The sequence below is a fragment of the Streptomyces durmitorensis genome (assembly GCF_023498005.1).
Classification (GTDB): domain Bacteria; phylum Actinomycetota; class Actinomycetes; order Streptomycetales; family Streptomycetaceae; genus Streptomyces; species Streptomyces durmitorensis.
Genome location: NZ_CP097289.1, coordinates 2,595,492 through 2,616,397, shown reverse-complemented (window position 1 = coordinate 2,616,397; position 20,906 = coordinate 2,595,492). Strand labels below are relative to the sequence as shown.

Annotated in this window: 19 protein-coding genes; 8 read left to right on the top strand and 11 right to left on the bottom strand. The window is 71.7% G+C overall.

Translation table 11 applies throughout. The annotated features are described in order from the left end of the window. Positions 1-11: 11 nt before the first annotated feature. The 3 genes from thrS to M4V62_RS11775 form a co-directional block, all read right to left on the bottom strand. Positions 12-1,289, bottom strand: a complete 1,278-nt coding sequence (thrS, locus tag M4V62_RS11785; RefSeq protein WP_283779155.1) for a threonine--tRNA ligase — start codon at positions 1,287-1,289, stop codon at positions 12-14. 682 nt (positions 1,290-1,971) lie between these two features. Beyond that, positions 1,972-3,891, bottom strand: a complete 1,920-nt coding sequence (locus tag M4V62_RS11780; RefSeq protein ID WP_249587209.1) for a discoidin domain-containing protein — start codon at positions 3,889-3,891, stop codon at positions 1,972-1,974. A 49-nt stretch (positions 3,892-3,940) separates the two neighbouring features. Beyond that, complete coding sequence (locus M4V62_RS11775; protein ID WP_249587208.1) at positions 3,941-5,755, bottom strand: coagulation factor 5/8 type domain-containing protein; 1,815 nt, start codon at positions 5,753-5,755, stop codon at positions 3,941-3,943. A 405-nt stretch (positions 5,756-6,160) separates the two neighbouring features. On the opposite strand from M4V62_RS11775, the gene M4V62_RS11770 reads away from it, so the two are divergent. Beyond that, positions 6,161-7,213, top strand: a complete 1,053-nt coding sequence (locus tag M4V62_RS11770) for a LacI family DNA-binding transcriptional regulator (RefSeq protein ID WP_249587207.1) — start codon at positions 6,161-6,163, stop codon at positions 7,211-7,213. A 42-nt stretch (positions 7,214-7,255) separates the two neighbouring features. Here the strand turns inward: M4V62_RS11770 and M4V62_RS11765 are convergent, their stop codons facing one another. After that, complete coding sequence (locus M4V62_RS11765) at positions 7,256-7,744, bottom strand: ATP-binding protein (RefSeq protein WP_249587206.1); 489 nt, start codon at positions 7,742-7,744, stop codon at positions 7,256-7,258. Positions 7,745-7,752: 8 nt separating this feature from the next. Then, the gene (locus M4V62_RS11760) at positions 7,753-8,616 is read right to left on the bottom strand and encodes an MEDS domain-containing protein (RefSeq protein ID WP_249587205.1); all 864 of its coding nucleotides are present in this window, start codon (positions 8,614-8,616) and stop codon (positions 7,753-7,755) included. 128 nt (positions 8,617-8,744) lie between these two features. Here M4V62_RS11760 and M4V62_RS11755 point away from each other — a divergent pair, with 128 nt between their 5' ends. After that, entirely contained in the window at positions 8,745-9,653 is a 909-nt protein-coding gene (locus M4V62_RS11755; protein ID WP_249587204.1) for an aminoglycoside phosphotransferase family protein, read from the top strand. 35 nt (positions 9,654-9,688) lie between these two features. Here the strand turns inward: M4V62_RS11755 and M4V62_RS11750 are convergent, their stop codons facing one another. The 4 genes from M4V62_RS11750 to M4V62_RS11735 form a co-directional block, all read right to left on the bottom strand. Then, positions 9,689-11,644, bottom strand: coding sequence for an ABC transporter permease (locus tag M4V62_RS11750; RefSeq protein ID WP_249587203.1), 1,956 nt, complete (start codon positions 11,642-11,644; stop codon positions 9,689-9,691). A gap of 153 nt (positions 11,645-11,797) precedes the next feature. After that, positions 11,798-12,604, bottom strand: a complete 807-nt coding sequence (modA, locus tag M4V62_RS11745; protein ID WP_249587202.1) for a molybdate ABC transporter substrate-binding protein — start codon at positions 12,602-12,604, stop codon at positions 11,798-11,800. A 78-nt stretch (positions 12,605-12,682) separates the two neighbouring features. Next, the gene (locus M4V62_RS11740; protein WP_249587201.1) at positions 12,683-13,090 is read right to left on the bottom strand and encodes a TOBE domain-containing protein; all 408 of its coding nucleotides are present in this window, start codon (positions 13,088-13,090) and stop codon (positions 12,683-12,685) included. Between the two features lie 87 nt (positions 13,091-13,177). Then, complete coding sequence (locus M4V62_RS11735; RefSeq protein WP_249587200.1) at positions 13,178-13,984, bottom strand: arylamine N-acetyltransferase family protein; 807 nt, start codon at positions 13,982-13,984, stop codon at positions 13,178-13,180. An 89-nt stretch (positions 13,985-14,073) separates the two neighbouring features. Here M4V62_RS11735 and M4V62_RS11730 point away from each other — a divergent pair, with 89 nt between their 5' ends. From M4V62_RS11730 to M4V62_RS11705, 6 genes are all read left to right on the top strand, one after another. Further along, positions 14,074-15,228 (top strand): epoxide hydrolase family protein, encoded by a 1,155-nt coding sequence (locus M4V62_RS11730; RefSeq protein ID WP_249587199.1) that lies wholly within the window; start codon positions 14,074-14,076, stop codon positions 15,226-15,228. 127 nt (positions 15,229-15,355) lie between these two features. Continuing rightward, entirely contained in the window at positions 15,356-16,588 is a 1,233-nt protein-coding gene (locus M4V62_RS11725; RefSeq protein ID WP_249587198.1) for an enterochelin esterase domain-containing protein, read from the top strand. A gap of 118 nt (positions 16,589-16,706) precedes the next feature. Then, positions 16,707-17,087, top strand: coding sequence for a cell division protein SepF (locus tag M4V62_RS11720; RefSeq protein ID WP_249587197.1), 381 nt, complete (start codon positions 16,707-16,709; stop codon positions 17,085-17,087). A gap of 87 nt (positions 17,088-17,174) precedes the next feature. Next, complete coding sequence (locus M4V62_RS11715; RefSeq protein ID WP_249587196.1) at positions 17,175-18,341, top strand: AAA family ATPase; 1,167 nt, start codon at positions 17,175-17,177, stop codon at positions 18,339-18,341. After that, on the top strand, positions 18,338-18,661 hold the full coding sequence (locus tag M4V62_RS11710) for a nucleotide pyrophosphohydrolase (RefSeq protein ID WP_249587195.1): 324 nt from the start codon (positions 18,338-18,340) through the stop codon (positions 18,659-18,661). Before M4V62_RS11715 ends, M4V62_RS11710 begins: the two co-directional genes overlap by 4 nt. A gap of 220 nt (positions 18,662-18,881) precedes the next feature. Next, positions 18,882-19,367 carry a DUF6099 family protein gene (locus tag M4V62_RS11705; RefSeq protein WP_249592793.1) on the top strand — a complete coding sequence of 162 codons (486 nt, stop codon included), beginning with the start codon at positions 18,882-18,884 and terminating at the stop codon, positions 19,365-19,367. A 65-nt stretch (positions 19,368-19,432) separates the two neighbouring features. On the opposite strand, the gene M4V62_RS11700 is transcribed toward M4V62_RS11705, so the two are convergent. Next, positions 19,433-19,651: a hypothetical protein gene (locus M4V62_RS11700; RefSeq protein ID WP_249587194.1), complete on the bottom strand. Its 219-nt coding sequence runs from the start codon at positions 19,649-19,651 to the stop codon at positions 19,433-19,435. 267 nt (positions 19,652-19,918) lie between these two features. Then, the gene (locus M4V62_RS11695) at positions 19,919-20,842 is read right to left on the bottom strand and encodes an LLM class F420-dependent oxidoreductase (protein ID WP_249587193.1); all 924 of its coding nucleotides are present in this window, start codon (positions 20,840-20,842) and stop codon (positions 19,919-19,921) included. Between the last annotated feature and the right edge of the window lie 64 nt (positions 20,843-20,906).

Genomic DNA, 20,906 nt, shown 5'->3' with positions numbered 1-20,906 from the left:
GGGCAACCGAATTACCTCTGCGCCCAGAGCAGTTGGCCCTGAGCGGGCGGGGCGTCCCACAGGGCGGTGCTGTGGGCCTCGACGAGTGCGCCGATGCGGGCGAGCAGGGCATCGGCCTGCTGCGGGTCGAGGCGGCGGCCGTCGCGCAGGCGCAGGGCGACATGGTCGTCGGCGGCCTCCTTGGCGCCGATGACGGCCTGGTAGGGCACCAGGCGGGCCTCTCTGACGCGGGCGCCCAGGGTGCCGCGCTCGGGCCCGGCGATCTCGGCCCGCAGGCCGAGCTCCCCGCAGCGCCGTGCGAGCGCCTCGGCGTTCGCCAGCTCGGCCTCGGAGATGGGCAGGACGGCCAGCTGGGTGGGGGCAAGCCAGGCGGGGAAGGCGCCGCCGTGCTGCTCGACGAGGTGGGCGACGGCTCGCTCCACGCTGCCGATGACGCTGCGGTGGATCATCACCGGGCGGTGTTTCGCGCCGTCCGCGCCGATGTAGTGCAGGTTGAAGCGGTCCGGTTGATGGAAGTCGATCTGCACGGTGGACAGGGTGGATTCCCGGCCCGCGGCGTCGGTGAACTGGACGTCGATCTTGGGGCCGTAGAACGCGGCCTCTCCTTCGGCCGCTTCGTAGGGAAGGCCGGAGCTGTCCAGAACCTCGGTCAGCAGGGCGGTGGAGCGCCGCCACATCTCCGGAGCGGCGACGTACTTCCCGCCGGGGCCCGGCAGGGAGAGCCGGTAGCGGGCCGGGGTGATGCCGAGCGCCGCGTACGCCCGGCGGATCATCTCCAGGGCGGACCGCGCCTCGTCGGCGACCTGGTCCGGGGCGCAGAAGATGTGCGCGTCGTTCAGCTGGATGGCCCGGACGCGGGTGAGGCCGCCGAGCACACCCGAGAGCTCGGAGCGGTACATGCCGCCCAACTCGGCCATGCGGAGAGGCAGTTCGCGGTAGCTGTGGGAGCGGGAGCGGTAGATCACCGCGTGGTGGGGGCACAGGCTCGGCCGCAGGACGACCTGCTCGCCGCCGAGGTCCATCGGCGGGTACATGTCCTCGCTGTAGTGCGACCAGTGCCCCGAGATCTCGTACAGCTCCCGCTTGCCGAGCACCGGTGAGTACACGTGCCGGTATCCCGCCCTCCGCTCGGCGGTGCGGATGTACTCCTCCAGGGCGTGCCGCACGGCCGCGCCGTCGGGCAGCCAGTACGGAAGGCCCGCGCCGATCAGCGGGTCGGTGTCGAACAGGTCGAGCTCGCGGCCGAGTTTGCGGTGGTCGTGCATGGCGGTCTCCTCGCGTACGTCGATACATCGATACGTCGGGCGAGTGACCGCACGGCGAAGCCCCGGGGCACTCGCCCCGGGGCTTCGACTAGGACATCGGTCAGCGCGCCGGGACACTCTCCGGCGTCGTCGTCATCGCAGCGCGCTTCATGCCGGGCACGCTAGCAGGGGAGCGGTGACGTCCGCCCGGCAATTTCCGCCCGGCCAGAACCGCCGGGCTCTGGTTTCGTCCGACGCCGGGTGCCACCCGCGGGACGGACCTCCCGATGACCGCCGGACATGAAGGAAGAACGCCGCTGGGCCCCGTACCCCGCGCCCGCCATGGCCTGCGGACGCAGCACCGGTAGCCGTCCTACCCCTTTCCACGCGGCGCCGAGTGGACCCTCCCTGCGGGCCAGCAGGAGCCGCATCACCGACGAAGCGGCTCCTGCCAGAGCCCTTCGTGGTGGGAAATCCCGCATCTCACCCATGGAGGGCACCGCGCGAGGAAGCGACGAGGGGGAGCCTCGTTCCTCGCGCCCCGGGCGGCCGTCGCCACCCAGTGCGCGGCGGCCGCCTTCAATCAGCCGCTCCAATCGCACAGGCGTGACGTTACTCCGACTTCTCTTCACCGTCCGCACACAAGTGCGGAGTTGGTACGAACCGTTTCACCCTGTGGGTCCTCGCTGACCGGGCAGCGGAGCGCGAGACGCCCGCGGGGGAGGGGTCAGCCCTTCTGTTCCGCCCGCACCCAGTCGATCTCCGCCTTGACCCCGCCTGCCGCGATCCTGTCGACGCTGGACTGCGGCAGGCCCCAGTACGGCTGGGTGACCTTGTTCCAGCCCGCCGGGTACGCGCCGCCCAGGGCGAGGTTGAGGATGACGTACTGGTCGTGGTCGAAGACCCACTCGCCGCGGGTGGACTCCAGCTTGTTGCGCGTCGTCTCCTGGACGACGCGGTCGTCGACGGAGAAGCGCATCGTCGTCGGCGTCCACTCCACCGCGTACGTGTGCCACTGGTCGGCTCTGCCGCCGTTCGGATAGGTCTGGCGGGCGCCGATGTTGCCGTCCGCCGAGTAGCCGGGGCCGTGCAGCGCGGAGCTCGTCCAGTCCGCGTAGCCGATGTTCTCCATGATGTCGGTCTCGCCGGAGGCGGGCCACGAGACGTTCGGGTCGTCCACGTCGCTGCCCAGCATCCAGAAGGCGGGCCAGAACCCGTCGCCGACCGGCAGCTTCATGCGGGCGCTGACCTTGCCGTACGTGAAGTCGAACTTGGTGTTGGTGTCGACGCGGCCCGAGGTGAAGTCATAGGTGCCGCCGCCCGCGCTGGTGCAGTTGTCGCAGTAGTCGGCCTCAAGGACCAGACTGCCGTTCTCCGTGCGGATGTTGTTCGTGGAGTCGACGTACGCCTGCGACTCGCCGTTGACCGATCCCATCTCCTGCCCGGTCCTGACGACGCGCCACTTGGAGCGGTCCAGGCTCGCGCCGGTGAAGTCGTCGAAGAACATCGTCCTGTACGCCCCCGACTGCTCACCCGGCAGCGCGGGATACGCGGCGGACGCGCTGCCGCCCGTGCCCCACACCTGGAACTCGTAGAGCGAATAGCCGAATTGGGCGGTGGCCGGAGCCGGGTTGTAGAACGACCGGCGTTCCTTGCCGAGCATCCGCACGTAGCGGCCGGTCGCGGGCTGCGAGAGCCGCACGCTGTCGTGCCAGCCCACCGCTTCGGCGGGGGACTTGACGTCGGCCCGGCGCTCGGCGACCTCCGCGGCGGAGGGCTTGTGGACCGTGCGCCAGGTCTGGTCGTCGTCGGAGACCTGGAGTTCGTAGTCGACCGCGTAGGCCGCCTCCCAGTACAGGTCCACGGTGTCGATGGTGGAGCGCGCGCCCAGGTCGACCGAGACCCAGCGGTTGACGTTCCAGTCGCTCGACCAGCGGGTCTGATCGGCCTTGAGGCCGGCGGGCCAGCCGCCGTCGGTCACGAAGGCCGGTGAATTGCCCGCGTGCTGATAGCGGTTGGAGCGGGCAGGGTGGTTCAGGGCGAGGTTCGAGCGGGTCGTCGACGCCGGTGCGGGTTCACCGCCGTAGACCTTGAAGGCGTGCAGTGAGTAGCCGTACGGCGTGGCGCGTTCGACGCCGCGCATCCTGACGTAGCGGCCCGTCACTTCCTGGGGGTACGTGTGGGCGGTGACGGAGCCGCCCGTGCCCGTGGTCTCCGTGTAGAAGGGGGTCCAGTCGGTGCCGTTCCTCGACGCCTCCAGGACGTACTTCTTGCCGTAGGCGGCTTCCCAGTCCAGTACGACGCGGTCGACGCGCAGGGTGGCGCCGAGGTCCACGCGTATCCACGCGTCGTCGGCGAACTGGCTCGACCAGCGGGTCGATGCGTTGCCGTCGAAGGCGGCGCCGGGGCCGGGGGTGCCTGCCTCGTTGCCGGAGGCGGTCGCCGATGCCGGGTCCGTGGTGTACGCCTCTGCGGCGCGGTCGGTGTCCCAGGCCGCGGCGGCGACCGCGCCGGGCGGGTCGGCCGGGGCGGCGACCGCGACACCGGCCAGCAGGGTCAGGGTGCAGGCCGCCGCGAGCGCGACGAGCGGGGTGAGTCTCTTTCTCCGGGAGGTGCCGGAGCTTCTTCGTGAGGTGCCGGAGCGCATGGTGCTCTCCTTGCGGGTGGCGGGGAACTGGTGGGGGGCGTCCGGTGGTTCAGGGGAAGGAGACCACCGTGGACGGCACCGTGCCGGAGCCCGAAGTGGGAGCGCCGATCCCGTTGATGACGTGCGCGTACTGGCCCTTGCCGCCGAGCGAGACGACGAGCAGGTGGTGGAACTTCACGCCCGGCTTGTTCGGGGCGGCAAAGCCGTGCTCCTGCACGATGCTCGGGTCGACGTTGTAGTAGCAGTAGCTGCCGAGGCCCCAGCCCTCGTGGGTGGTGACGGAGTCGGCGACCTTGTACGCGGCGAAGCCCTTGATGCTGCCGTTCTGGATCGCGGCCTGGTTGGGGGCGTCGTACGCCTTCTCGTTCTGGTAGAAGATCGTGCGCCCGCGCTCGCCGTTCCACTGCACGTCGTACTTGTTGAAGTGCTCCACGAACAGACCGGTGGCCAGCACGTCGGCGCCGTTGACGACCACTCCGTAGTCGGCCCGGTTGGTCTCCCAGCCGACGCCCTCGCCGTGGTCGGCGCGCCAGACCCAGGTGTGGTCGACGATGGTGTGGCGGCTGTTGACCACCAGGCTGGTGGTGGCCTTGCCCGCGCCCGCCCCGCCGATGCGGACGAACACGTCCTGGACGGTGGTCGGGTTGCCGACGTGCGAGGCGCTCGCGCCCTTCGGGCCAACCTCGACGAGCGTCGCGGAGTTCTGCGGTCCGGCGTCGACCAGGAAGCCCGCCAGGCGCACCCCGTCCACGTCGGCGGTCTTCACGGCAGTGACCCCGCCGTCCGGGATGAGGGTGGCGTAACCGATGCCGAGGACCACGGTGTTGGCCTTCTTGACCTCGATCGGCCGGTCGAGGTGGTAGATGCCGGGCGTGAGCAGGAGGTGGAGCCCCTGGTCGAGGGCGGCGTTGAGGGTGGCCGCGCTGTCCCCCGCCTTGGCGACGTAGAAGGCGGAGAGGGAGAGGGACTGCCCCTGCGGGGTTCCGCTGCCCCAGCTGGTGCCGCGGGCGTTGGTGCGCAGGGCGGGCAGGAAGACCTTGTACTCCCCGCCGTCGAGGTAGAGGAAGGGCTTCTCGCGGGAGTACGGGGTGTTGTTCAGGGTGGTGTAGGGCGGGTTCGGGAACGAGTCGCCGGGGGCGCCCTCCACGCCGGAGAAGACCATGTTCCACACCGCGTTGAGCCAGCCGCCGATCGAGCTGTCACGGGTGTACCACTGCTGCTGGGAGTACGGCTGGACGGTGCCGTCGATCCGGCTGTCGGCGATGTAGCCGCCGCTGGCCCAGCCGTAGCCGTTGGGCGCGAGGTTCAGGTCGCCGCGCACGTGCATGCGGCGGAACGGGGCGGCCTGGGAGACCGCCCAGCGGTTGGCGCCGCTGACGGGTGAGAGGGAGAGGTTCTCCGCCGAACGCCAGAAGTTCTGCGTGGCGTTGCCGTTGAACCAGCCCGCGTCGACGGTGACGTCGCCGTTGATGTGCGTGTTGTCGGGGGTCAGACCCAGGCCCATGATCGAGGTGTAGAAGCCGATCTGGGCGTTGAGGCCGCTGTACGTGCCGGGCTTGAACAGCAGGGCGTAGCGGGCCGAGCCGAACTGCGCCGACTCCTGCTTCTTGAAGATCTCGTCCAGTTTCGCCTGGATGCCCCCGGTGGACGGGTCGAAGACGATGACGTTCGGGCCGAAGTCGGGAGCGGCGGCGTTCGCGGGCTGCGGGCGGCGGGCTGCGGGCGCCTGCGACGAGGGCGCGTCGGGGGCGGCGACCGCCTGGGACGCGAGCAGACCGGTGGCCGGGACCGCCAGGGCGGCGGCCAGGGCGGTGCGGCGGGAGAGGGTGGATCTCGCGGCGGGCGTAGGCAGGTGCTCAGACATGGCAAGTCTCTCTGGTAGCAGGGAGGTTGGTTCGCCGAGGTGCTGGTGGTGGGGGCGGGACCGCTCCGGAGTGAGTTGGGGCAGAGCGGTGCCGCTGGCGTTCGGTCTGAGTTCAGAACATGAACGGTGATCGCTGAGAGAGCGCTCTCTCGCGTTGGATAGTTGTGTCTGCGGCAAGGCGCGTCAAGGGGGTGCGCACGATGTCGCGCTGACTCGGTGGAGAGAAGTCAACTAGGTGACTCTGTGGGAGAGTTGGCGACAATCGCTCGTACGTGGGCGATATGTCCCCAGGGTGCGTGCGGGGGTGTGTCCAGGGTGACAACGGCCTGGTCTGCGAAGACAGTTGACGCGCCATCAGGGACGGAGGCCCGAACGCCCGGGCCACGCGGTTGCTATAAAGACCCGGTGACTGCCGACGCCCTGCGCCCCGCCCGCCCGGTGACCCTGGAGGACGTGGCCCGCACCGCGGGGGTGTCGCGCGCCACCGTCTCCCGGGTCGTGAACAGCGCGCCCACCGTCGACCCGGTGCTGCGCCGCAAGGTGCAGGAGGCCGTCGAGGCCACCGGCTACGTCCCCAACCAGGCCGCCCGCTCCCTGGTGACCCAGCGGACCGACTCCATCGCCCTGGTGGTGTCCGAGCGCGAGCGGCGGCCGGTCGAGGCCCCCTTCGTCGGCCGGATGTTCACCGACCCCCACTTCGGGCGGGTCGTCGGCGGGCTCCTGGACGTGCTGCGCCCGGCCGGGGTCCAGATGGTCCTGATGCTGGTGGACGACGACACCTCGCGCCGGCAGTTCCTGTCGTATCTGCGGCAGGGGCACGTGGACGGCACGGTGCTCGTCTCCTCGCACGCCTCCGATCCGCTGCCCCGGCTGCTCGCGGAGACCGGTCTGCCCGCCGTGCTTGCCGGGCGTCCGGCCGGGACGGTCCCGCTGCCGTACGTGGAGGTGGACCAGCGGGCCGGGGCGCGCATGGCCGTCGACCGGCTGGTCTCCGAGGGGCGCCGCAGGATCGGCACCATCGCGGGACCGCAGGACATGCCGGCCGCCCAGGAGCGCCTGGAGGGCTTCCGCGACGCGCTGGCCGCGCACGGCATCACCGGCGCGCCCTGGGCGGAGGCGGACTTCACGCGGGTGGGCGGCGCCGAAGCGACCCGGCGGCTCCTGTCCCAACACCCGGACCTGGACGGCGTGTTCGTCGCGTCGGACCTGATGGCGCAGGGCGCGCTGCAGACCCTCCTGCGGGCGGGCCGACGGCTGCCGCAGGACGTGGCGGTGGTCGGCTTCGACGACAGCGAGGCCGCCCGCGCCTGCGAGCCCGCGCTCACCACGGTCCGGCAGCCGGTGGAGGAGATGGCCGCCGAGATGGCCCGGCTGCTGCTGGGCAGGATCAAGCAGCCGGGGGACTCGCCGCTCTCGACGGTGTTCCGCCCGACGCTGGTCGAGCGGGCTTCGGCGTGAGCCGTGGCGGTGGCGGTCGCGGTGGCCTTCGGGCCCTGCCGCTCAGGAGAGCAGCGCCACCAGGGTGACCCTGGTCCCGGCCGCGCAGGCCGTGACGTCGAAGTGGTCCGTGAGGGCCTGGGCCAGCCACAGGCCCCGGCCGTTCTCGGCCTCGTCCGCCTCGGGCAGCGTGGCGGACTCGCACGGCTTGGGTCGGGTCGGTCCGAGGCCGCTGTCCGTGATGACGCACCGCAACCCCTCGTCCGTGTGCGCGAGATGGATGCGGCCCTTGCCGCCGCCGTGCACGACGGCGTTGCTCGCGACCTCGTGCACGGCGAGCACGAAATCGCTGAGCCGGGGTTCGCAGAGGCCCGCGTCCTCCGCGCGCCGGGTGACCTGGAGCCGCAGGCGTGCCAAGTCAGCCATGGTGAAGGGGAGTTCGAGGAGTGTGTTCCTGCCCGGTGCGGGGGCGAGGGTGCTGTGGAGGTGTTCCCGGTGTGGGGCCGGGTCACCGCCGTTGTCGTCGTTGCCGATGCCGCGGTTGAGGATCACTGCGCGGATCACCCTTCGCCCAGGACGAGTTGTGGCACTACGGCGGCTCCGCAGAGCCGTATCAATTTGTCCTGCTCGGGTCGGCAGCGCACCGCGAGGAGGTGGCCGAGGGGGAGCCTGCCCGCGAGCCGCACCAGCGTCGACGCGCCGTGTACGTCCATGAAGCACAGCTCCGTCAGGTCGAGCACGCCGGGGCGGTCGGGGCCCGCCAAGGCGTGTGCGAGCGCCGTGTCGAAGTCCTCGCGCGTGGCGAGGTCGACGTCACCGGCGACCCGCAGCTCGGTGCCGGTCCGTGCGACGTCCAGGGCGCCGAGGCGCCGCAGGACCCGCTTGGGGTGCGCGTCGCGGATCCGGCCCAGGAGGCTCTTGCCGAACCTGCGCCGGTCGTACTCGCAGATGGCCGTGAACCCGATCTCCGCGAAGAGCGGCGAGAGCCCGGCTTCGTAGTCGACCAGGAGGTCCTGGTCGACGCCCGGTTCGGCGGCCCAGCCCATGTCGCCGACCACGCGGATCCCGGAGAAACCGTCGTGGCGGGCCTTGTCGGTCAGCTCCACCCAGGTCTGGGCCCGTTCGGCCGGGTCGAAACCGTTGGCCGGGTCGTAGCCGGGGACTTCGTTGACCACGGCGAGACGTCCGTCCATGAGTGCGGGGCCCAGCGGGAAGCCGCTGGAACTCAGCTGCTCCGCCGCGAGGGCGGGAGTGGTCGCCCGATCGGTGAAGAAGATCACCTGCTCGCCGCGCGAGAGGCCGATGTCGGCGTACGCGGCGCGGAGTTCCCAGCGGGTTTCGTCGTCGTCGAATCCGAGGCAGGCGTGGTCCCCGGAGTTCATACGGGTGACGGAGACCGTCCTGGTCACAGAACTGGAATCCATGGGGCAGACCTTAGGGTCCGCGCGAGGCGCCACGGCGGCGGTGATCACTGTTGACTGAAGTCGTTCCAATCGCTCGACAACTCGATAATTCGTTGCGCGGCGCGATCGTCGGAGGCGATGATCCCCGCATGGTTCCGACACCTCCCGACGGGCGCGCCGGTATCGACGCCGCCCTGGTGAAATGTCTGGTCGCCGCGCAGTTCCCGCAGTGGAGCGACCTGCCCGTCAGACCGGTGGAGGTCGACGGCTGGGACAACCGGACGTATCGAATCGGCGACACCCTGACGGCCCGGCTGCCCACCGCCGCCGGCTATGTCCCCGCGGTCGCCAAGGAGAACGAATGGCTGCCCCGGCTCGCGCCGTCCCTGCCGTACGCCGTCCCGCCGATCCTGGGCGAGGGCGTTCCGGGCGAGGGGTATCCCCACCCGTGGTCCGTCCGCGGCTGGCTCGACGGCGAGACGGCGGCTCCTGAACGCATCGGCGACATGGCGCAGTTCGCGGACTCCGTGGCCGGGTTCATCCTCGCCCTCCAGCGCTGCGACACCACCGGGGGCCCGCTCGCCGGCGAGCACAGCTGGTACCGCGGCGCGTCCCCGGCGTACTACGACGAGGAGACCCGGCGGTGCCTCGCCGCCCTCGATGGCCGCGTCGACACGGACAGGGCGGCGGTCGTGTGGGACGCCGCGCTCGCCGCCGAGTGGCGCGGGACGCCGGTGTGGTTCCACGGCGACATCGCCCCCGGCAACCTCCTGGTCGATGACGGCAAGCTGACCGCCGTCATCGACTTCGGCACGTCGGGCGTCGGCGACCCGGCGTGCGACCTGGTGGCCGCGTGGGGGATGTTCTCGGGTGAGAGCCGGGAGGTGTTCCGGCGTGCGGTGGGCCAGGACGAGGGCACCTGGGCGCGCGCCCGCGGCTGGCTCCTGTGGAAGTGCCTGCTGACCCTGAGCGGGTACATCGACACCGATCCGGAGCGTGCGGCCGTCGACCGGCGCCTGATCGCCGAGGTCCTGGCCGACCACGATCTCTTCAGCTGACACCGAGCACCAGGCCCGCGCACCACGCCCGCGTCCTACGTAGGCACGACCGTCGCCTCCGTCGCCTTCACGCTGGTCCACACCGGCGTCCCGTCGGCGAGGCCGAGTTCGGCGGCGGCCTGCGGGGTGATCTCGGCGACGAGGTCGGGGGCCTGCGGGGAGGTGATCAGGAGGCGCAGGCGGCTGCCGCTCGTGGTGATCTCGCGGATGGTGCCGGGCCATACGTTGCGGGGGCTGCCGCTGGGCCTGTCGCGGTGCACGGAGACCGCCTCCGGGGCGATGATCGCCAGGGCCTCGGTGCCCGGCGGCAGCGGATCCGCGATCACGAGCGTTCCCCCGCCGGGCAGGGCAAGTCCCTCGGGGCCCGCGGTGCCGGGCCAGGCGTTGCGGCCCAGCATCCTGGCCACCCACGGGGAGCGCGGGTGCCGGGTCACCTCGGCGGGCGCCTCGTCCTGGAGGGCGAGCCCCTGGTCGAGTACGAGAACCCGGTCGGCAAGGGACACCGCCTCGACGGGGTCGTGCGTGACGATCAGGCAGACACCGCCGAAGGTGTCGAGGTGCGTACGCAGGGTGTGGCGCACGTGGGCCCGGGTCGTCTGGTCGAGCGCGGCGAGCGGTTCGTCGAGCAGGAGCAGCCGGGGGCGGGCCGCCAATGCCCTTGCCAGCGCCACCCGTTGGGCTTGACCGCCGGAGACCTGGGCCGGCTTGCGGTGCGCGAGGTGGCCGACGCCGAGCCGGTCGAGCCACTCCTGCGCGCGGCGCCGGGCCTCGGCGCGCGGGACACCAAGGGCGCGCGGCCCGTACGCCGTGTTGGCCAGCGCGCTCATGTGCGGGAACAGGGCGCCGTCCTGCGGGACCCAGGCGACGTGTCTGCGGTGCGGCGGAAGGCCCGTGACGTCGGTGTCCCCGAGGCGGAGCTCGGCGTGGGCGCGCGGGGTCAGGCCGAGCAGGGCGCGCAGCAGCGTGGTCTTGCCCGCGCCGTTGGGCCCGACGACGGCGATGGTGGTGCCCGGCTCGGCGTCCAGGGTCAGGCGGTTGAAGCCGCTGACCTCGGCGTGCAGGGACCAGCGCTCCTGGGGCTCCGCCGAGGGCCCGGCCGCGGCGGACTCGGCCGCGGCGGACTCCGGCGGCGCGGGCGCGGGCGCGTCGTCCGGCAGCCGCCCGGACCGGCCGCCCCTGCGGTCGCCCGGAGTGCTCATCCACCGCCCGCGCAGCGCGACGAGCACCGCCATGGCGATGGCGAGCAGCAGCAGCGACACGGACGTCGCGGCCTCGGGGGAGTCCTGGAGCAGCAGGTACACCTGAAGGGGCAGGGTCTGCGTGGTGCCGGGCAGGTTGCCCGCGAAGGTGATGGTCGCGCCGAACTCGCCGAGGGCCCGCGCCCAGGTCAGGGCGGCTCCGGCGATGAGCCCGGGGGCGACCATGGGCAGCGTGACGGTGCAGAACACCCGTACCGGCGATGCGCCCAGGGACGCCGCCGTCTCCTCGTAGCGGGGGCGGAGTCCGCCGAGCGCGCCTTCGAGGCTGATGACGAGGAACGGCATCGCGACGAAGGTCGCGGCGATCACCGCGCCGGACGTGTGGAACGGCAGGGTGATCCCGAACGTGCCTTCGAGCCACGGGCCGAGCAGTCCGCGCCGCCCGAAGGCGAGGAGCAGGGCGACGCCGCCCACGGTGGGCGGAAGCACCATCGGGAGCAGGACGAGGGAACGTACGACCGCCTTGCCGGGAAAGTCGACACGGGCGAGCAGCCAGGCGAGCGGTACCCCGAGCAGCAGCGAAAGCCCCAGCGCCCAGAAGGAGACGACCAGGGAAAGGCGCAGCGCCTGCGTGGTTCCTTCCGTGGTCAGGTGGGCGCCCAGCTCACCCCACTCCGTACGGACGAGGATCCCGAGCAGCGGCAGCATCAGGAACGCGATGGCCAGCAGCGCGGGGATCGCCAGAGCGATCGGGGTGCGGGGGCCAGGGGTGCGGCCGCGCAGGCGTTTCATCGTGGTCCCTGGGGTGCGCTCGGGGTGGTGTCGCGAGGTGAGGGAGCGTACGGGGTGTTCCGGGGGACGGCCCGGAACACCCCGACCGGGGAGGCGGTCGGCTCCCTCACCTCGGCTTGGGTGAAGCGACGGACGGTGGACGAGGGACCGTGGCTACGGCTTCTCGAAGCCCGCGTCCTGAAGGATCTTCTGCGCGGCGGGCGTGGACAGCCACTTCACGAACGCCGTCGCGGCCTCCTCGTGCTCCGACGTCTTCAGCGTGGCTGCGGGGTACTCGGCGATCGCGTTCTCGCCGTCGGGGATCTTGACCGCGTCGACCTTCTTGGGGGCGGTCGCGGCGTCGGTCTTGTAGACGAGCCCGGCATCCGCCTCGCCCAGCTCGACCTTGCTCAGGACCGCGCGGACGTTGGGCTCCTGCGAGACCGGCTTCACGTCGAGCTTCTGGTCGTCCAGGATCTGCTCGCTGTAGCGGCCGACCGGCACCTCGGACGCGGCGAGGACGACCTTCAGCTTGCTGTCGGAGAGGTCCTTCAGGGCGGCGACCTTCTTCGGGTTGCCCTCGCCGACCGCGATGACCAGGCGGTTCTTGGCGATGACGGACGGGGTGCCGGTGTCGGCCTTCAGGCCGTCCATGGTCTTGGTGTCCGCGGTGACCAGGGCGTCGGCCGGGGCGCCCTGCTTGACCTGGGCGGCCAGTTCCTGGGAACCGGCGAAGGAGAAGTTGACCTTCGTCCCCGGGTTCTCCTTCTCGTACGCGGCGCCCGCGGTCTCGAAGACGTCGGTGAGCGAGGAGGCGGCGAGCACCGTCAGGTCGGCCTTGGGCGCGGCGGCGCCGGCGGGCTTCTTGCCGCTGTCGCTCTTGTCGTCGTCGTTGCCGCAGGCGGCGAGCGGGACGAGCAGGGCGGCCGTCAGGACGGCGGCGGCGGTGCGGCGCCGGGCGGGGGTGAGAGCGAGGGACATGGGCGTGGAACTCCTTGGAGGCGAGGCCGGCGGCGCGGTCCGGCCCGTGGTTGCGGACCCTGGGGTGCGGACCAGGGGTCAGGTGCGGTCGATGTGCACGCTGGTGGACTTCACGCGGGCGGTCGCCTGCATGCCGACCTCAAGTCCCAGCTCCTCCACGGCCTCCCGGGTCAGGAGCGAGACGAGCCGGTGCGGACCTGCCTGGATCTCGACCTGGGCCGCGACGTCGCCGAGCTTCACGGCGGTGACGATGCCCGGGAAGGCGTTGCGGGCGGAGGTGTAGGGGACGTCGTCCTCGCCGGTGCCCCCTTGTGCCTGCCCCTGCGCGACCTCGACGGAGAACACGGCGAGATCGCGGCCGTCGATGAGCCGACGGCCGCCCTCGTCGCGATGGGTCGTGACCCGTCCGGCGTCCGCCCACCGACGAGCGGTGTCGGGGCTGACGCCGAGCAGACGCGCCGCCTGTCCGATCGTGTAGGACTGCATGCGCGACACGATAAGCCGCCTGACCTGGCATCTACAACACGTATGGGCGAATGTCCATGGCAGATGCCACCCTCCTTGGAGGAAAGGTCAAGAGGCTGCATGACCTCCGGGGGAGACGATCTCCTTCACGTGCGGCACCTGCTTCAGCGCGATGCCGAAGTGCGTGGCGTACGCGTCGAGCACGTCGGCGTCCGTGGCCAGCTCGACGGTGTGCCGCTCGCCGCCCGTCGTCGTGGTGAGGGTGCGGCCGCTGAGGGTGATCCGGCCGGTCCCGGTGAGCAGCGAGCAGACCAGTGACCGCGTGAAGTGGGACCGGGGCGAGGTGCGGTGCCACCAGGCGCCGGACGTGAAGTCGCCCAGGGCGCGCGGGCGTTGGTCGACCACGTACTGCGCCTTGCCGTCCCTGCTGACGTCCAGATCGCCTTCGGGGGTCTCGGTGACGCGGAAGGTGCCGCCGGGGTCCGGCTGGTCGCCGCGCTCGCCGTAGGCCAGCGGGAAGTGGCTGTGGGTGCCGAAGCCGACGTCCGTGAGCCAGTCGCCCCCGTCGGAGGTGCGCACGCGCAACGCCAGGTGGTCGTAGGGGATCCCGGGCTTCCCGGAGTCGTCGTACACACGGGCCTGCAAGAGGGTGACCTCGAAGCCGAGTGCGGTGAGCAGCGCGGCGAACGCGCCGTTGAGTTCGTAGCAGAAGCCGCCGCGGCGGGCGCCGACGACCTTCGCGACCAAGGAGTCATCGGTGAGTTCGATGTCCTCGTCGAGGTGGATGGAGAGATTCTCGAAGGGCACGGCACGCAGGTGCGCGAGCTGCAGGTCGTGCAGCGCGCGCGTGGTGGGCGCTGAGGGGCGCTCGGCGCCGATGCGCCGGAGGTAGGCATCCGTCTGATCGAAATCCATGGGCAGATTCTTGCGCGTCGCCCATCATGGGCCCTGCCCGCCGCATCGACGCCGACCCGGCGCCCCCTGTCTCCCGCACCGAAGGAACCATGACCGCAGAGCCCGCTCCTTTCCGGACCTCCGTGTCCGACGACGTGCTGAACGACCTGCGTACGCGCCTCAAGCGCACCCTCTTCACCCAGCCGTCCGACTCCGTGTACTGGGCGGCGGGCGTGGACCCCGGCTATCTGCGCGAGCTGGTCGCCTACTGGGCCGAAGACTTCGACTGGCGCGCCGCCGAGACCGCGCTCAACGCCTTCCCTCAGTACGTCGCCGAAGTCGCCGGACGGCGCGTGCACTTCGTCCATCTGCGGGGCCGGCGCCCCGAGGGCGTGCCCGCGCCGCTGCCGCTGGTCCTGAGCCATGGCTGGCCGAGCAGTTTCGTGGAGATGCTGCGGGTCGCGGGGCGCCTCGCCGACCCTGCCGCGCACGGCGGCGACCCGGCGGACGCCTTCGACGTGGTGATCCCCTCGCTGCCCGGCTTCGTCCACTCCGAGCTGCCACGCGAGCCGTTCACGCGCAGGGGCGTCGCCGAGATCTGGCACGAGCTGATGACCCGGACCCTGGGATACGAGCGCTTCGGCGCCTTCGGCGGGGACATCGGCGGCGGTGTGACGCAGTGGCTCGGAGCCCTCTATCCGCAGGACGTGGCCGGCGTGCACGTCACCTCCGCGGTGATCACGGAACAGTTCGACGACGTGCCGCCGACCGCCGATGAGCAGACGTTCCTCGACGCGCTGGCCGCGTACGACGTGGGCGACCAGGGCTACAGCGAGATCATGTGCAGCCGCCCGGACACGATCGCGGCCGCCCTGATGGACTCCCCGGCCGGGCTCGTCGCCTGGGTCGCCGACAAGTACCGCGACTGGAGCGACTGCGGCGGCGATCTGGAGACCCGTTGGGACAAGGACACCCTGCTCACCGTCGCGACCCTGTACTGGGCCACCGGCAGCATCGGCTCGTCCTTCCGGCAGTACTACGACTACCCCCGGAACAAGCCGGTGCCGCCGATCACCGTCCCCGGCGCCGTCACCCTGAGCCATGAACCGGCGTTCGCGGACTTCCCCAGGAGCATGGCCGAGCGGACCTTCACCGACCTGCGCCACTGGAGTACCCCGAAGAGGGGCGGCCACTTCATGGCGCACGAGGAGCCGGAGCAGGTGGCTCAGGAGCTGCGGGCGTTCTTCCGGCCGCTGAGGGGCTGATCCGGCGGCGCGCCGCGCAGGGGCCTCCCCGCGATCCGTATTGACTTAGGTTAGGCTAAGCTAAGTTGATATTGTCGTGTGCTGGACCAGAAAGGCGGGGAACGATGCGGGTCCTCTTCGTGTGCGGGTGAGTGTGACCACGGGGGTGCTCGCGGCCGACGCGGCGCCCCGCAGGCTCCCGGGCGCCGCGCCCTGCGTCGGACGCGTCGCGGCCCGCGTCGCCGGCGCCGCCGAACCTGAACGGGCCGCCGTCCTGGAGGATTTCTGGGCGGACGCCGCGCGCCGCGGCACCCCCCTGATCGAGGCCGTCGACGGCGACCCGGACCACTGCACCGCGACGTTCCTGTGGCGCGGCCACCGCGCCACGCGGCAGGTCCTGCTGCTCGCCGAGGGCATCGCGGACCGCGCCGACCTCGCCGCGTCCAGGCTGAGCCCGCTGCCCGGCACGGACATCTGGCACCTCACCTACCGGCTGCGCGCCGACCACCGCGGCTCGTACCGCATGGCCGCCGACATCTCACCCGGCGAACCGCCCGCCTCCGCCGCGCTCCTCCAGCAGCGCCTCCTCTCCCTGTCCGCCCACGCCGCGCCCGACCCGCTCAACCACCGCCGGATGCCCGGCCGTTGGCTGGACCGCGCCACCTCCGTCTTCGAGCTCCCGCAGGCGCCCGCGCGGGCGTGGACCGAGCGGCGGGCCGGGGTGCCCCGGGGGAGGGTCGAGCGGCACCGGCTGCCCGCGGGGGTGCTCGGCGCCGAGCGGGACGTGTGGGCGTATCTCCCGCCGGGCGGCCGGGTGGGCGAACTGCCGGTGCTCGTCCTGTGCGACGGCGACATGTGGTTCGGGCGGCTCGCCTTCCAGGACACGCTGGACGCCCTCGTCGCCGACGGCGCCCTGCCGCCGCTCGCCGTCCTCGCCCCGGACGCCGTCGACCGGGACACGCGCCGCCGGGAGATGGACGCCCACGAGCGCCATGTGGGCTTCCTCGCCGACGAACTGCTGCCCTGGGCCGCGGGCCGCTGGCCGCTTGCCACCGACCCCGCGCGCACGCTCGTCGCGGGCCAGGGCCTTGCCGGACTGACCTCCCTGTACGCGGGTTTCCTGCGGCCGGAGCGGTTCGGCAGCGTCTTGGCCCAGTCCGCGCCCGTCCCGCGCCTCCAGGTAGGCCCGTCCCTGCCCGTCACCGTGCGCCTGGACGTCGGACTGCGCGAGGACACAATTCTTGATCACCACCGCGATCTGTACGAGACCCTGCGCTCGCGCGGCTGTCCGGTGACCCTGGGCGAGTACAACGGCGGTCATGACTGGGCCTGTTGGCGCGGCAGCCTGACCGAAGGGCTTGTGGGACTCCTGGGACACTGACCCGCCGGCCCTGGCACACTGGTCCGCCCGCCCCGTGTCGCTGTTGGGCCGAACGGGTGAGGTCGCGTAAGAATGAGCCAGTGCAGATATCGAGTGCGAGCCAGGACGGGGTGGAGCGTTGAACAGCCACGACGTCACCGATGAACAGTGGGAAGGGCTCGCCCAGGTCGTACCACTGCGCAGCCGCAACGAATGGCCGTCGTGGCCGGGACACCGCGCGATGCCCGACGCGGAGACCGAGGCGCGGCGGCGTTTTGTGGTGATGCGGGTGAACATCTTCGCGGACGCCCGCGAGGTCGCCGAGACCGTGATGGCGCAGATTCCGGTCCTGCTCGACCTGACCGGGGCCGAGACGGAAGTCGCCAAGCGCGTCCTGGACTTCAGCAGCGGCGTGGTCCTCGGCCTCGGCTGCGGGATGCACCGGGTCGACAAGAACGTCTTCCTGCTCGCACCGCCCGGCACCGAGGTGCAGGGGCTCGTGGAGGCGGCGCAGTCGTAGGCGAGTCTGCGCGCGGAATCCCTCATTCGTAGGAAGGTCACTCGGGCAAAACGGTTCACCAGATCCGTGACGCCTACCGTCCCGGGCATGACTGTGCACCTCCCGGAGGCGGTCGCCGAGCCGCCGTCGGGCCCGGACCGGAGCCGCGTCACCGAACTGCGGCTCTCGGCCTATGCCTCACACCGGGGCTCCGTGTTCCCGCTCGGTCCGCTGACCCTCCTCACGGGGCCGAGCGGAAGCGGCAAGTCCACCGCGCTCGCCGCGTACGAGGCGCTGGCGCGGCTCGGGTCCGGCGAGGAACTCGTCGACGTCTTCGCCGACCCCGTGGCCTGCGTGCCCGAGCTCGCACGGGGCGACGGCCAGCAGCGGCGCGGCTTCCGGATCGGCTGCACGGTGGACGGTCCCGTCGGGACGGTGCGGCTCGACGTCGCCGTACAGGCCGAGCCCGAACTGCGCGTCGTGGGTGAGCGGCTGACCCGGGGCGGGCTCACCCTGCTGGAGACGGCGCTGCGCGATCCGGGGCGGCGCGCGGTGCAGGCGGCCTGGCACACGGCGGGCCTGACGCCGGTGACGCGCGGCCCCCTGCCGGACGACCGGCTCGGCACGGCGCTGCTCCCGCTGCGCGTCGCGGGCAAGACCGAGGGGCAGCGTCTGGTGCTCGCGGCGGCCGAGCAGGTGGTGGTCGCGCTGCGCTCGGTGTTCCCGTGCGCGCCACGCCCCGGACTCATGCGGCTGCCCGTACCCCCTGGACTGATCGGCTCGGGCCGCCTGTTGAGCGGCTGCGACAACCTCGCCGAGGTCCTTCTCCGTACGAGGGCGGAATGCGGCAAGCGCCATGAGCGGCTGGTGGCCGCGGTGCGCGCCGGGTGCGCGGGGCCGGTCGCCGACGTGCTCGCGGAGGTGGCCGACGACGGGTCGGTCCAGGCGGTCATCGAGCGGGGCGGTGGGATCAGGTCACCCGTCGGGCGGCTCGGGGACGGCGAGCTGAGGTATCTGGCGCTCGCCCTGGTGCTGCTCACCGGTCCCGGCGTCCTTGAGGTGGACCCGGTGGCCGAGGTGCCGTCGGCCTACCAGAACCTCACCGTGCTCGCCGACGGCCTCGACGACTTCCTGGACCCGCGGCAGAAGCGCGCGATCGCCGAACTGGCGGCGCGCACCTGCGAGCGCGGGCACATCCGCATCGTCGGGACGGTGAGTGACGCGTCGTGGGCCGCTGAAGTGGGCGGGGCCGCGGTGGTAGACCTGGGGCCGTGACTGAACTTGATGTGGCGGGACTTCAGCGGCGACTGGCCGACTTCGCGGCGAAGCGGGACTGGGAGCAGTACCACACGCCCAAGAACCTGGCCGCCGCGCTCAGTGTGGAGGCCTCCGAACTGGTCGAGATCTTCCAGTGGTTGACGCCCGACCAGTCGGCACGGGTGATGGACGACCCGGAATCGGCGCACCGCGTGACGGACGAGGTCGCCGACGTGCTCGCCTATCTGCTCCAGTTCTGCGAGGTGCTCGGCATCGACGCGCTCGCGGCGCTCGCCGCGAAGATCGACCGGAACGAGCGGCGCTTTCCGCCGAAGTAGTCATCGCTGATCCGTAGTTGGCGGTCCTCCCCGCAGCTGACGGCCCTCCGCTCATAGATCCGTCACTCTCCGGAGTGGACGCGTTGTCCACAGTCGATAACTTGTCCACAGATTTCCGGGTTGCTCTGGCTTTTCGTCCGACTGGCACTCACTCTGGGTAGTGGGACAGGGAGTTCGGGCGAACGTGCGGCGGATGCGCGCGGGATGGGTGGGGGTGCGTATGGAGGCCTTGCGGCTCATCGAAGCGAGCAGACACGCTCTGGCGCGGAGCCAGGAACCGTCACACATCGTGGCCGAGGTGTGGCAGTCCCAGGCCCTCGCGCAGGCGATCGGCAGTCGGCTCGCGATCGCGGGGCCGCCGGAGTTGCGGGGCGAGGCGCTCGGCCTGAGCGAGGTCGGCGGCAGGGGGTGCGGGGTCGTGGGCGCCACCCCTGGCCTGGGGACGGAGGGCATCCGGGCGGCGCGGCTGACGGGCATCGGCCAGGCGCGCGAGGTGCTGCGGGGGCTCGATGAGCTGCTCGGCGAGGTGGGCATCGCGCTCGTCGGCGTGGCCATGGGCGCGGACGACGAGGGGGTGTACTGGCAGTGCATGGAAGGGATCGACGCCGCCGACGAGTCGAGAGACCGGGTGCTCGAGATGCTGCGCAGACTCGCGGTGCGCGAACAGAGCCTGCCCGAGCCCGACTCGGCGGCGGGGTCGCCATGATCCGGCGTCGTGCCCGGGGCCGCGGACGACCAGGTGGCACAGGTGCCTGGGGAGTGCTGGTGCCGTCAGAAGCGGGTGGGCTCGTCGCCTGCGGGGGGACGAGGGGCGGGCGGCGTGGTGTCGCCGGCCGACGTGGACTGGGTCAGATCCGCGTCGAGCTGGGTCAGATCCGCGTTCAGCGCGGCCATCAGCTCCTCCATCTGCTGGAGCAGGCCTGGTGGGCCCTGCTCGGGCACGGACGTTTCGCGCGCGGCCTCCTGCTCGGGTACGGCTTCCTGGGACATGACGGCCTCCTCGGCCCTCGCCCTCCCGGTGGTGGAGGGCAGCTGATGCAAGCGACGCACCAGCAGGGGCCGCCGGTGCGGGTGCCGGGCGGTCCGGCTCCGCCCGAGCCAACGATCACTCGCGGTGGCGGGTCACTGGGGCGGAGCCGTGCCGGGTGCCGGGTTGACGGAAGTTCACCCGGCCGGGGCCGCGCGGGAGAGGCGGGACCGGTGGAGTTGACGGGAGTGCGCTCGGGGTCGACTCCACCGGCGGCGGTCGCGTTGCCGTCAGGTCAGCTGCGGCATGACCTGCGAGGAGATCAGCTCCAGGTGGTCCAGGTCGTCCAGGTCGAGGATCTGGAGGTACATGCGCTGCGAGCCGACGGCCTGGTAGGCGGCGATCCGCTCGACGACCTCCGCGGGGGAGCCGGCGAGCCCGTTCGCCTTCAGGTCCTCCACCTCGCGCCCGATCGCGTCGGCGCGGCGCTTCACCTCCGCGTCCGTCTTGCCGACGCAGGCCACCAGGGCGTTGGAGTAAGTGAGGTCGTCCGCCTTGCGGCCGTGCTCGTCGGCGGCGGCGCGCACCCGCTTGAACTGCTGCTCGGTATCGGAAAGAGAGGCAAAGGGAATGTTGAACTCGCTGGCGTAGCGGGCCGCGAGGGCGGGCGTCCGCTTGGCGCCGTGGCCGCCGATGAGGACGGGCACCTTGGACTGCGCGGGCTTGGGAAGGGCGGGGGACTCGGAGAGTTGGTAGTAGGTGCCGTCGAAAGTGAAGTGTTCCCCGACCGGGGTCTCCCACAGGCCCGTGACAATGGCGAGCTGCTCCTCCAGGCGTCCGAACTTCTCCTTCGGGAAGGGAATTCCGTACGCGGAGTGCTCCGCCTCGTACCACCCGGAGCCGAGTCCGAGCTCGATGCGGCCGCCCGACATCTGGTCGACCTGCGCGACCTGGATCGCGAGGACGCCGGGCAGCCGGAACGTGCCCGCGGTCATCAGGGTGCCGAGCCGGATCCGCCGGGTCTCACGGGCCAGTCCCGCGAGGGTGATCCAGGCGTCCGTGGGTCCGGGGAGACCGTCGGAGGAGCCCATCACGAGATAGTGGTCGGAGCGGAAGAAGGCGCTGTAGCCGAGATCCTCGGTGGCCTTGGCGACGCGCAGGAGCGTCTCGTAGGTCGCGCCCTGCTGCGGTTCGGTGAAGATTCGAAGGTCCATGCAGCCATCTTGCCCGGATGCCGCATCCACGTTCAGTCCCGCACCGGCCGTGTTGCCGGTGCCC